The following is a 12,056-nucleotide window of genomic DNA, read 5'->3' as shown; positions in this document are numbered from 1 at the left end:
GCTCACGAGCGTCCTCCCTGGCGAGAGCCGAGAATGCGTCCGAGCACCGTGTCGAGCACGCTGCCTGATTTCCCACTTCGCCGCGCAAACAGGCCGGCGATGCCGTTGGGCAGGAACAGCACCACCAGGATGATGGCGGCACCGAGAATAGTGATATAGAACGCGGTATCGCCATAGTACATCCAGACAAGCCGGTTGACGAAGAACAGCGCGACGCCGCCGACGGCCGGCCCCCACAGGCTGCCGAGCCCGCCGAGCAAGACCATGACGACCATCTGGTCGGTGATGTCGCCGCCGAACACGCTCTTTGGATTGATGAAGGTCACCCAGTAGGCGAAGATACTGCCGAAGACGGAGGCGACGACGGCGCTGAGCACGAAGGTCTGCAACTTGACCAGCGAGGTGTTGATGCCCATGGCTTCGGCCGCCGGTTCGTGATCCCGTAAGGCCTTGACCTTCAAGCCGAAGCGGGAGCGCTCAAACAGCAACCAGGTGAGGAAATAGGTTAGGACGGCGGCCGCGAACATAGCGAAATAGAAGAAGCGCTCGTTGAGGAAGGGAGGCAGGCCGATACCGCCGGTTCCGCCGGTGAAATCGACGACGGTGGCGAACTGCATGAGCACTTCGGCGAAGGCCCAGGTGGCGATGGCGAAATAAGCGCCGCGCAGCCGCAATGTCGGTGCGCCGATGACGACCGCGAACAGGGCTGTGACGATCATGCCGATGGGAATGGTGGGGAGGAACGGCACAGGGAAATGCGCCCCCATCAGGATGGCGGTTGCGTAGGCGCCGATGCCGAAGAAGGCCGAATGGCCGAAATTGATGTAGCCGGCATAGCCGCCTAGCATGTTCCAGGAACAGGCGAGCCCCGCCCACATCAGCGCGCCGGTGGCGATACGCAGCCAGTAATTGTTCACCAGCACCGGCAGCAACGCCAGCACGACGAGGATGACGACGAGGAGAAGCAGGCCGACCCAACGCTTTTTCATGGTCTGGGCCATCTCACAGTCCGCGCCGGAGGATGCCGCGCGGGGAAACCAGCAGGACAAGGAAGAGCGTTGCGAAGATCGCGAGATGCGAGTAGCTGGATCCGCCATAAGTCGCGACAAAGGCTTCGATGACGCCCAGAAGCAGGGCCGCCACAAGCGCGCCGCCCACCGAGCCCAGCCCTGCCAGCACGGCGACGAAGAAGGCGAACAGCGTATAGCGCAGGCCGATCTCCGGATTGACCGAATAGATGGCTCCCATCAGAACGCCCGATATCGCCGTGATCCCCGCGTAGAGCCCGTAAACATTGGCGCTGAGACGCCGGATGTTGACCCCCATCAAGGCGGCGTTCTGGCGGTTTTCGGCCGTCGCCCGGATCGCCAGCCCGTAGCGCGTGCGAAAGAGAAAGAAAAACAGCCCGCCGGCGATGAGCACCGCGAACACCGCCGCCGCCACCCGGATCAGGGGCACCGTGACCGGGCCGATCATGATGCTGTGACCGCTGAGCGCCGTCGGTACGCTATGCGTATTGAAACCCCAGACGGTCAGCATTCCGCCGCGCAGCAAGGTGAAGATGCCGAAGGTCAGCGCGAGCGCCATCAGTTCGGGACGCGCCGTGCGGCTGTTTCGAACATTGTAGATCATCGGTCCCATGAGATACCCGATCGCGCCGAACAGGACGAAGGCCATCGGCATGGCGAGGAACCCGTCTATGCCGAGAAAGGCCGCCATGTAGTAGGCGAAGTAGCCGCCGAGCACGACCCACGCGCCGACCGCAAAGTCGATGACATGGAGCACGCCGAAGGTCAGTTGGAAGGCGATCGAAAACGTGGCGATGACGCCGCCTATCAGCAGGCCGTTGAGCAGGGTTTGAAGAAAAAGATCCAATGGCAAACCTGTCCGTCAGTCCGAGAAGTCGGCAACATGCTTTTGGCGCGGGTGCGAATTGACGCCCGCAGTATAAAGCCCAATCTGGCCTTTGGAAGAGCCGGCCGTCATCATGCTGCCCGCTGGCATAGCATGTGAGGGGGCGACGGCGGATAGCGCCTCCGCCCGCCTCAAATCGCGATTATTTCCAGCCTGGCAACGGGTAGATGAACTCGGCCGCGGCCGCTTCCTTCGGGCCGACAGCGACGGTCTTTCCATCCTGGATCTGGATCACGACTGGCACCGGCTGGATGTTGTCGTGGTAGTGGTCACCTTCCTTCTCGAACTTGATCGGTCCGTAGAAAGTCGTGATGTCGGTGTCGGCGATGGCGTCCTTGAGGGCGACGCGGTCCTCGGGGGTGAGCGAAGGCTTCTTGCCCAGTCGCTTGGCGGCATCGGCGAAGACGAGGCCGCTGGCCGAGCAGGCGGCTTCCGTGTAGTCGGGCTCATGGCCGAACTTTGCCTGGGCCCGCGCGACATAGTCCTGTGCGGTGCCGAACAGGTCGTCCTTGTAGGGCACCGTAGGCAGCCATACGGCGACGCCGGAGGTGCCGTTCGCATCGGCGCCGAGCGCTTTGGCGAAGGCCGGATTGGTCACGCCGTAATGCATGATTAGGGCTTTTGGCCGATAATTCAGCGATTTCGACGTCTTGATCACATTTATTAGCGGCTCTTCATGCCCGCCCACCGCGACGATGTCAGGGTTGAGGGCGGCGATCTTGGACATTACGGGGGTGAGATCGCCGGAAGCAGGAACGAGCTCGTAGGCGACGACTTCGAGACCCGCTTCCTTGGCGCCGCGCTGGAAGCCTTCGCCGGTCTCCTTCGAAAAGGGTTCGTTGACCCCGATCACCGCGATCGTCTTCGCCTTCGGGTTTGATAGCGCCACCAGCACGCCCAGCGACCGGCCGGAGGTCGTGTCGACGGAAGGGATGATGCCGAAATTGAATTCCGGCTTTGCCAACCAGACATTGGGCGACTCGGCCGAACCCGAAATCATCGGAACCTGGTATTTCTGGCAGATCGGCTGAACGGCGATTGTCGAGCCACTGGTGTAGGGGCCGAGCAGGAAATCGACCTCGTTCTGCACGATCAGCCGTTCGGCGGCGTCGGCGCCGGTGGCCGGATTGCTCTGGTCGTCGCCATAGAACATCTCGACCATGAAACGCTCACCGCCGACCTCGACACCGCCCTTCTCGTTGGCGGCCTCGGCCCAGAGCTCGTATCCGTTCTTGGTCAAATTGCCGCCCGAAATATTCTCGCCCGACAGAGACGTGATGACGCCGGCCTTGAAAGTCGGCGCCTGGGCGCGCGCGGTCCGCACGAACGGCATGGCAATCGTGCCGCTGGCAAGCGCCAGGGCGCTGCCGCCGAGAAATGTGCGTCGAGAAAAGCTTACGTCTTTCTTTGGCATGATGTTCCTCCCTGCATTCGTTCCTCAAGTTGCAGGATAGGTCCGCACACCACACAAATCTACCGGAAACGCTCACTGCAGCTCTATGGAAATCCGTATTTGCAGCGCATCCCAGCACTTCGTGCTGGTCGCCCCTATGGCGACCCGCGCGACAGAAGCCATGTTGGTCCTCCCTTTCGAATGCCGTCGAATCGCATTCCGTTGACCTTGGCGTAATATTACGCTCATGCACCAAGTTGACCAAGAATTCGGCATTCTCTTTTCTGAGATCGCGCCTGCGAATCTGAGACAATGCTCCCCGCGGAAGCGCCAAATCCCGTCGTATGCCCCAAGGCGAAACGCCTTTGGGATAGCTCCCAGGGGCCGAGATCCGACTTCGAGCGCCCCCTGCCTCTGCTGAGGGACCGCTATTGGGCGAAGGAGACCTGGACGTCTCCGATGGATGGGAGAGCGACCGCCGAGAAGCGGGGTGCGACGGCTGCGATGCGCCGAAATTCCTCGTCGCGGAGACCCGCATTTCCCTTGCCTTTGTGAAAGCGCTATACCGCCAAGGATGAGGGCGATACCGGTTGTGGAGGGAAGGCAACCAACGCCTGGAAACAGTCGACTGCGGGACAGGAGAGGCGCAGGCAAGGCATGCTGACGTTCGTGACGCTCACCTAGCCGCGGCGCGAACGTCGCGCCGGAAATCCGAAAGCGGCATGCCGGCGATCTGCCGGAAAGCCTTGTTGAAGGCGCTCGCCGAACCGAAGCCGCTATCCATCGCCACCTGCAGAATGCTGTCGTTGCCATTAATAGAACAGGCGGGAGCAGAGGGTCAGTTGCAACCTTTGCCGACGGAAACCGGCACCAAACCAAATCCCATCGCCCCAAGAATTCCGTAGATTGCCTTTTCACACGTGCCGAAGAGTTCTCAACTCCCTGAATGCAACGATGCTCGCGCGTTCGCCACCGAGTCATGATAAAGCGGGACCTGGTGAGGTTGCGCGCCGATAGCCGGTCGCGCAATCCACGCCTTGAGAAGCACCTCTCTTCCGTATTCTCTGGGAAGTGGTTTCAGCGGAGTTGGAGTGCTTGCCACAGAGGGCGCAGTTTGCTTTCGTTCCTGCGTTTCAATTTGGGAAGAAACCAATGACGGTGCAGCGGCGGAGGCGGATCATAAAACGGCGGCGGAGTTCTGTTGGTCTTGCGCTTGTCGCTGCAATATCGTTCCTGGCGGGCATGACCGACGCCATAGGACTCATGTCCATCGGAGACTTCGTGTCCTTCATGAGCGGCAACACGACTCGTGCGTCCGTCGCCCTCGTCCAAGGCGATGCCGCTCAAGGGTTGCTTCTCATCGGAGGGCTGGTCAGCTTCGTATTCGGGAACGCCGCGGGCGTGATCGTATCGATCCGGCTTAGACCGCAAGCCGCCTTGTTGTTTGTATCGGTTCTCCTCGCATGCGCCGCGTTGCAAGAAGGCCAACCAGAACTCCGTTTCGTTTTGCTCATTTTCGCCATGGGAGCGGTCAACGCCTCTGTCGAGCAGATCGAAGGTCTGCCGGTTGGTTTGACGTACGTCACGGGGGCACTCTCGCGCTTCGGCCGTGGACTCGGGCGGTGGGCGATGGGCGTCCGCAACACGCAGTGGATCATTCAGATCGTGCCGTGGCTCGGCATGTTTGCAGGAGCCATCATGGGCGCGGTCCTGGTGCGAGAAGCAGGGGATCTCGCTCTATGGGTGCCGTCGCTTGCTGCCCTGTTGCTTACTGCCGCAGCGTTCCAGATACCCCGCCGCTGGCAAAGTAGGTTCATCCAAAATCGTTAAGGCGAATGTGCCCGTGCTGTCCCTCTGCCACCGCATCCAAGTCAGGGTTGCCAGCCAGGTCGAGCGGCCCTGGTTTGTGCGGGCCACCGTCTCGCTTCTGAGACAGCTTCCTCGTGGAAATGCCCTTCTTTGATACCCGTCAAGGAACGGCGGCTCGCCCAGCGGCTAAGCTCTTGCTCGTTAGCGCTGCTCGAAGGAGGTGCGCAATGCCGGCTCCGCCGGCGCCAACATCGAGCTTTGGAGGATATCGACATGACGATGACAGCCGCTGTGGTCCGAGAGTTCGGCAAGCCGCTTGTGATTGAGGAAGTTCCGGTTCCGCAGCCAGGACCCGGACAGGTCCTGATCAAATACGAGGCCACGGGCGTGTGCCACACCGACCTGCATGCCGCCAAGGGCGACTGGCCGGTGAGACCCAGTCCGCCTTTCATTCCCGGTCACGAGGGCGTCGGCTACGTTGCCAAGCTCGGCGCCGGCGTCACGCGCCTGAAGGAAGGGGACCGGGTCGGCGTGCCGTGGTTGCACACCGCCTGCGGCTGCTGCACGCCGTGCCGCACCGGATGGGAGACGCTCTGCGGCAGCCAGCAGAATACCGGCTACTCGGTCGACGGCACTTTTGCCCAATATGGCCTAGCTGATCCCGATTACGTCGGGCAGCTGCCCACGACCTTGGAATTCGGACCGGCCGCTCCGGTGCTCTGTGCCGGCGTGACAGTCTACAAAGGCCTAAAGGAGACGGAGGTCAGACCCGGAGAATGGGTTCTCATCTCCGGCATCGGCGGCCTCGGCCACATGGCCGTCCAGTACGCCAAGGCCATGGGCATGCATGTCGCCGCAGCCGACATATTCTCCGACAAGCTCGCCCTTGCCGAGAACCTTGGCGCCGATCTTGTTGTCGACGCGCGGGAGCCCGACGTCGTCAAAGAGGTGCAGAGGCGAACAGGCGGCCTGCACGGCGCGCTGGTCACGGCAGTCTCGCCTAAGGCCATGGAACAGGCCTACAGCATGCTGCGTTCGAAAGGTACGATGGCACTGGTCGGTCTGCCGCCCGGCCAGATCTGCCTGCCGGTGTTCGACACGGTGCTGAAGCGTATCACGGTGCGCGGTTCGATCGTCGGCACCCGCCAGGATCTCGAGGAGGCATTAGAATTTGCCGGCGAGGGCAAGGTCGCGGCCCACTTCTCATGGGACAAGATCGAGAACATCAACGCCATCTTCGAGCGGATGGAAGAAGGCAAGATAGACGGCCGTATCGTTCTCGATCTGAACGGTTGAGTCTTCGATTACAGACCGCGGTGTCGACGAGACTACCGCCTGGCGACCTATCCGGTAGACAGACGGTAGTCTCACTCTTGGTCTAAGCGGCAGCGAGGTGAGTCGCGCGGGAGCGCCTGGGAAGGCCGATGTCAATCTAATTCACTCTCACGCCATGTATGTAACTGGGGAGGGCGCAAAGCTTATTTATTGGATTCAGCGAGTTCCCCGAAGAGCAGACCAATTATCAAAGCTTGCGCTCCCAACAGTCGGCTATCGCGGCGTCATTTTCTTACCGGCCGTCAGGGTCGGATAAGGAGAGGACGGCACGTGTCACGAAGAACACGCCGATCTGTACCGCCGGCGTGCTTTTGCTCCTCCTGGAGCGCTTCGAAAAGAGAACTCATCTCCCCAAGAGCGATGGTCTGAGACATGACGATGTCCAGTGCCGCTTCTCGCCACGGGGTTCGCTTCAAGGCGTTCATACAGTCCATCCCTTCATTATACTGAGTGGCTTTACTCATCGATGCCAGCAGACGCGCAACTGGCGCTTTCAGAAACCTCCTTCACCATGTCGCTTACAAACCGAAGCTGGCGCGATTGTCTCAACAGACTTGAACCCAGTTCTGCGGTCGCGGCGATGTCGCCGAAGAGCAGGCCGGCTTCAACAATCATGCCGTCGTCCAGCGCCGCGGGTTCGTTCGAGTCGAAATCAGCAAGCAGCACGAGCAGCGCCTCGATCCTTCGCCGTTGCTCATCGGCAGCGGCCAGCAGGCGCTGCGCGATTCGGTTCCGTTCAAGTCTTTCCAGGTCGCGCAGCGCCCCGTCCACTCGGTCGCGGCATTCACAATCGATGGCGCTGCTCAGGACCGCGCCACGCATGCGCCCGACTGCGCTTCTGATCTCCTCGTTTGCTTGTGCGAAGGTCGAGGCGATTTCCAATGCGGAATCGTTCGCTTTCATGCGTTTGCTCCGTGTGCAATGTTGCGTGCGCGGGCGACCCAGGCGGCGCCTTCCTGTCCGTGGTGAAACCCGTTGGAGAACGGGGCGGCGGGATAGATCTGCCGCAGCCGGACGAGACCGTCTTCAGCATCCACGCGGCCCTGCAGGACCTCGTCGTAGAGACGGGCGACCGCCACCATGTCGCAATCCTGTGGCGAAAGGCGAAAGCGCCTCACTCCGGAACCGATGAGGTCCGACAGATCGGCTAGGAGCGCCTGACAGGTGAAGGAAACCGTCTGCACGCCGTTGAGTGCCAGAAAGGACTGCCCGTCGAGCGTGTTCACGGCCAGTCCGTCAGGATCGTCCTTGCAGACGAACTGGCAGTTGTCCTTGATGTGCCCCTTGGCGCGGGCATGAGCGCAGCGGGCCGAAATTGCAAGTGGCATGCGGCCGAAGGCGAGCACTTCGAAGGCGACGCCGGGCGTTTGCGAAACGATCTCGTCGATTGAACTTGCCGGAAGTTCGGGGGGCAGGCATATGCTCCTTGCGCCCCGCCTCGCAAGCACACGGGCCGTCGCAGCGTTGTAGACGTTGACAAGCGGCCCGATCCAGTGCGGCTCGCCTTCGAGCAGGGCCAGAGCGGAGAGATCGTTCGCCTCGACGGGGTAGGGGCTGTCGGCAACCAGACTGCGCACATACTGGCTCTCGCGCTCGAGCGTCACGAGGGCGAGGGTGGAAAAGACGATGCGTTTTCCCGCCGCCAGGAGCCGCTCGATCACCGGCGGGAAATGGGGATCGGTAAAGTGCAGCCGCTTCGAGCAGACGGTCTCTCCGATGACGACGTGGGTCACCGGAGCCTCGTCTGCGATGCGAAAGTAGAAGTCCCGCCATTTTTCCCCCTCCCAGAGATAGAGGACCGGACCGAGCGTCAGCGTGGGTTTGCCGGGATTCATGCCTGTTTACCTCCAGCGTTTTTCGTAGGCGCCGGACGTCGTCCGCTGCCCCTCGCTCAACAGCCTGAGGCGGGCCAGAAGCGTACGGCGCTCTTCCGGGCGAGCATCGAGTGCCTTGCGTAGGGTTGCAACGACTTCGGCGACATAGGCCTTGCCTCGCTGCCGCCCTTCGATCTTGAGTGCACTGACGCCCGCCTCCCGCAGGGCGTCGATCTGTTCCATGACGTCGAGCGAGACCGGATCCTCGAAGGCGTAGCCGCGGGCATTCGCAATGTCGAACCTCCCCTTGCAGAGCGTCGGATAGCCGGCCGCCTCGTCACGGGGAAAGCGGTTGATGGTGTAGGCGCCAAGCTCGGAGACGAGATCACCCCGGTCCTGCCGATAGCGCACGTGGCTTGCGGGGGAGCACACGCCGTTCATGTTGGGCGACTTGCCGGTGCCGTAGGATGACAGCGAGCAGCGACCTTCCGCCATAACGCAGAGCCCGCCGAAGACGAAGACCTCGATCTCGCAGCGGATCTGGCGGGCGAGCCGCGCGATGTCGGAGATCGTCAGCGTGCGCGGGAGCACGACCCGCTTTGCGCCGAAGGCCCCCACCAGGAAATTCACCGCATCCGGATTGGACGCGGATGCCTGCACCGACACGTGCAGCCGCTGCTTGGGATAGGTCTCCGCGACATGGGCCATTAGGCCGAAGTCCGCAAGGATGAGCGCGTCTGCGCCGAGCCGGACCGCGTCCGCCGCTGCCTGGTACCACAAGCCTTCATGTCCGGCGCGCATGAAGGTGTTGAGCGCGACGAAGGTCTGAGCGCCTCTCCGATGGGCATAAGCGATGGTTTCGCCGAGTTCCTCACGCGAGAAGTTGAGGCCGGGGAAATTCCGCGCATTGGTTTCGTCGCGGAAGCCGCAATAGACGGCTTCAGCACCGGCATCGACGGCTTCGCGGAAAGCGGCGGGCGTCCCCGCCGGGCAGATCAGTTCCATGCGGCATTCTCCCCGGAAAGCGCGCGGCGGCGGATTGCTGCCGCGGTGCGGCTGACCAGCGGTCCGAGCGGCCCGGCGGAAGCGCCAAGGTCGCGCGGCAGGTCGATCTCGCAGCCGTCGAGTGCGTTGCGGAGGGCCAGCATCGCCTCCATGTCTCCGCCGACGGTGAGCGCCCGCGAGAAGAACAGGGCGTCTGCGTCGCAGCGGCCTTCCAGAAGCGCCAGTAGCAGGAATAGGGGGCCCTCCACGACAGCGTCTGCAGCGCAATCGGTTGGCTTGCGCGTTACCGACACCGCCGCGCGTGACGGCTCCACCACAAAGACGAGCGGCACGTCGAGCGGACAAAAGGCATAGCGCTTCCCCCTGTGCTCCCCGAGGCGGTCGAAGAGCGCGGGATGCCTTTCGAGCAAGCTTTTGAACATCAACTTCACGGCCCCGTCGATCAAAGCGATAGGCACGACGGCAAGTGGTGCGGCCAGCGGGCGTTGAAATTCCATATCTCTTGCCTTTGCAAATGACGACTCGGCTACTTCTGCGGAGAACCTAGCGGCAACCTCAGTGGGCAATTTGCGCTGGAGCAAAGACAGAAGGGTTTTCGCGGGCGAGACACCTCGCATGTATCGCAGCGATCAAGTCATCCGCCGCTTTTCCGACCTCCAGGACTTCGCCGCCATGCTCGAGCGGCGCGGCCGCTTGCGCCGTATAGCGCGGCCCGTTTCGCTCGTGCATGAGGTCACCGAGATCCACCGGCGCGTCCTCCTCGCGGGCGGGCCAGCCCTGCTGTTCGAGAAGCCGGTCGACGCTTCTGGCCGCATTTGCGACATTCCGCTGCTCGCCAATCTGTTCGGCACGATCGAGCGGATAGAGTGGGGTTTCGGGCTGCCCGCAGGGAGTCTTCCGGGCCTTGCGGAAATGCTGGCGGAACTGCGGGAACCGAGATCGCCGCGATCGCTGTCGGACGCCTGGGGAAAGCTGCCCCTGCTGAAGACCGCGTTTGCGATGCGGCCGCGAAGCGTCGCGCGACCGCCGGCGCAGGAAACGGTGTGGCGCGGCGCGGAGGCCGACCTTTCGCGGCTGCCGATCCAATGGTGCTGGCCGGGAGAGCCGGCGCCGCTCGTCACCTGGCCACTGGTGATCACCCGTGCGCCGGACGATCCGAGCGACGTCAATGTCGGCATCTATCGCATGCAGGTGCTCGGACCGAACCGGCTCATCCTGCGCTGGCTCGCGCATCGCGGCGGCGCTCGACACCATCGCATGTGGCAACAGCGCGGCGAAGCCATGCCGGTGGCGGTCGCCATCGGCGCCGACCCGGCAACGATCCTCGCCGCGGTGATGCCGCTGCCGGAAGGCATGAGCGAGCTTGCCTTCGCCGGGCTGCTGAAGGCGGAGCGGCCAGCGGTCGCGGCGGCGGTCACGGTGCCGCTGTCTGTTCCGGCCAATGCCGAGATCGTCCTCGAGGGGGTCGTCGCGGCAGACGACACCGCCGAGGAGGGTCCCTATGGCGATCACACCGGATACTACAACTCCGTCGAACGTTTTCCGGTGATGTCGTTGTCGGCGATCACAATGCGCCGCAGGCCATTCTATCTCTCGACCTTTACCGGCCGCCCGCCCGACGAGCCGTCGAAGCTCGGCGAGGCTATGATGGAGCTTTTCCTGCCGCTGGTGAAGCGGCAGTTCCCGGAGATCGTCGATCTTTACCTGCCTCCGGAGGCCTGCTCGTATCGTGCGATGGTCGTCTCCATCGACAAGCGCTACCCCGGTCAGGCGAAGCGTATCATGATGGGGCTCTGGTCGATGCTGCCGCAGTTCAACTATACGAAGCTCATCGTCGCGGTCGACCCCGATATCCACGTCAGGAACTGGAGCGACGTCATCTGGGCGCTGTCGACCCGGTTCGACGCCAGCCGCGATGTGACCATCCTCCACGACACGCCGATCGACTACCTCGATTTCGCGTCTCCGAAGCCGGGGCTCGGTGGCAAGCTCGGGCTCGACGCGACGCGCAAGCTCGAGCCGGAGACAACCCGCGAATGGGGACGCGTGCTTGAGATGCCGGCGGAAGTTGTCGGGAAGGTCGATCAAGTTTGGACTGAACTGGGCCTGGGAGCAACGCCATGAGTAAGAAACGGGTCGTGGTCGGCGTCTCGGGTGCATCGGGTGCCGCGCTGGCGCTCCGGGTCGTCCAGCGCCTTGCGGAAATCCCTTCCGTCGAGACGCATCTGATCGTCTCGGATTCCGCAAGGCGCACGCTGCTCCACGAGGTCGGCCCGCACGCGCTGCATCAATTGCTGACGATCGCCGATCGTAGCTATCAGATCCGGGACATCGGAGCGGCAACGGCTAGCGGCTCGTTTAGGACTGCCGGTATGATTGTCGTTCCCTGTTCGATGCGGACTCTGGCGGCAATCGCTGCCGGTCTTGCGGACAATCTCATCGTGCGAGCGGCGGACGTGCACCTCAAGGAGCGGCGAAGGCTCGTGCTGATGACGCGCGAGACGCCGCTGCATCTCGGTCACCTGCGCAACATGATGGCAGTTACCGAAATGGGAGCGGTCGTGATGCCGCCGGTGCCGGCCTTCTATCAACGGCCGCAAAGCGTCGAAGAGATCATCGACCATCTTGCAGCGCGCGCGATCGATCTGGTCGGCCTGCCGAGGGAGCCACTTGCAACCGAATGGGATCCGCAGTCCCACCGTCAGCACACTGCGGCGAGATAGGGCTCCGGGTGGGCAAGCGCCGCATTACCGCTGGTGGCGAGCGGCATGAAGCCAAGCAAGACG

Annotated in this window: 11 protein-coding genes and 1 pseudogene; 4 read left to right on the top strand and 8 right to left on the bottom strand. The window is 62.7% G+C overall.

From position 1 onward, the window contains the following. Positions 1-2: 2 nt before the first annotated feature. The 4 genes and pseudogenes from ACFHWW_RS17520 to ACFHWW_RS17505 all read right to left on the bottom strand — a co-directional run. Positions 3-989 carry a branched-chain amino acid ABC transporter permease gene (locus ACFHWW_RS17520; RefSeq protein WP_379939596.1) on the bottom strand — a complete coding sequence of 329 codons (987 nt, stop codon included), beginning with the start codon at positions 987-989 and terminating at the stop codon, positions 3-5. A gap of 13 nt (positions 990-1,002) precedes the next feature. Beyond that, entirely contained in the window at positions 1,003-1,875 is an 873-nt protein-coding gene (locus ACFHWW_RS17515) for a branched-chain amino acid ABC transporter permease (RefSeq protein WP_379939594.1), read from the bottom strand. 181 nt (positions 1,876-2,056) lie between these two features. After that, positions 2,057-3,328, bottom strand: a complete 1,272-nt coding sequence (locus ACFHWW_RS17510) for an amino acid ABC transporter substrate-binding protein (protein WP_379939592.1) — start codon at positions 3,326-3,328, stop codon at positions 2,057-2,059. A 655-nt stretch (positions 3,329-3,983) separates the two neighbouring features. Next, positions 3,984-4,121, bottom strand: a pseudogene (locus ACFHWW_RS17505) (helix-turn-helix domain-containing protein); the annotation flags it as partial. 338 nt (positions 4,122-4,459) lie between these two features. Here ACFHWW_RS17505 and ACFHWW_RS17500 point away from each other — a divergent pair. Beyond that, positions 4,460-5,137, top strand: coding sequence for a YoaK family protein (locus ACFHWW_RS17500; protein WP_324765239.1), 678 nt, complete (start codon positions 4,460-4,462; stop codon positions 5,135-5,137). A 252-nt stretch (positions 5,138-5,389) separates the two neighbouring features. Next, a complete protein-coding gene (gene adhP / locus ACFHWW_RS17495) occupies positions 5,390-6,412 on the top strand; it encodes an alcohol dehydrogenase AdhP (protein ID WP_379939589.1) in 1,023 nt (340 codons plus the stop codon). Positions 6,413-6,907: 495 nt separating this feature from the next. Here the strand turns inward: adhP and ACFHWW_RS17490 are convergent, their stop codons facing one another. From ACFHWW_RS17490 to ACFHWW_RS17475, 4 genes are read right to left on the bottom strand one after another with little or no spacing between them, the layout of a single operon-like run. Then, the gene (locus ACFHWW_RS17490) at positions 6,908-7,354 is read right to left on the bottom strand and encodes a hypothetical protein (protein WP_379939587.1); all 447 of its coding nucleotides are present in this window, start codon (positions 7,352-7,354) and stop codon (positions 6,908-6,910) included. Next, the gene (locus ACFHWW_RS17485) at positions 7,351-8,286 is read right to left on the bottom strand and encodes a U32 family peptidase (protein WP_379939585.1); all 936 of its coding nucleotides are present in this window, start codon (positions 8,284-8,286) and stop codon (positions 7,351-7,353) included. The genes ACFHWW_RS17490 and ACFHWW_RS17485 overlap by 4 nt, the downstream gene beginning before the upstream one ends. 6 nt (positions 8,287-8,292) lie before the next feature. Continuing rightward, positions 8,293-9,270 (bottom strand): peptidase U32 family protein, encoded by a 978-nt coding sequence (locus ACFHWW_RS17480; protein ID WP_379939583.1) that lies wholly within the window; start codon positions 9,268-9,270, stop codon positions 8,293-8,295. Then, positions 9,261-9,767, bottom strand: coding sequence for an SCP2 domain-containing protein (locus ACFHWW_RS17475; RefSeq protein ID WP_379939581.1), 507 nt, complete (start codon positions 9,765-9,767; stop codon positions 9,261-9,263). Before ACFHWW_RS17475 ends, ACFHWW_RS17480 begins: the two co-directional genes overlap by 10 nt. 118 nt (positions 9,768-9,885) lie before the next feature. On the opposite strand from ACFHWW_RS17475, the gene ACFHWW_RS17470 reads away from it, so the two are divergent. Together ACFHWW_RS17470 and ACFHWW_RS17465 are read left to right on the top strand one after the other, a co-directional pair. Next, a complete protein-coding gene (locus ACFHWW_RS17470) occupies positions 9,886-11,394 on the top strand; it encodes a UbiD family decarboxylase (protein ID WP_379939579.1) in 1,509 nt (502 codons plus the stop codon). After that, positions 11,391-11,993: a UbiX family flavin prenyltransferase gene (locus ACFHWW_RS17465; RefSeq protein WP_379939577.1), complete on the top strand. Its 603-nt coding sequence runs from the start codon at positions 11,391-11,393 to the stop codon at positions 11,991-11,993. The genes ACFHWW_RS17470 and ACFHWW_RS17465 overlap by 4 nt, the downstream gene beginning before the upstream one ends. The last annotated feature ends 63 nt before the right edge of the window (positions 11,994-12,056 follow it).

The organism is Sinorhizobium sp. P24N7, assembly GCF_042436655.1.
GTDB lineage: Bacteria > Pseudomonadota > Alphaproteobacteria > Rhizobiales > Rhizobiaceae > Sinorhizobium > Sinorhizobium meliloti_A.
This window is presented reverse-complemented; position numbering and strand designations above follow the sequence as displayed.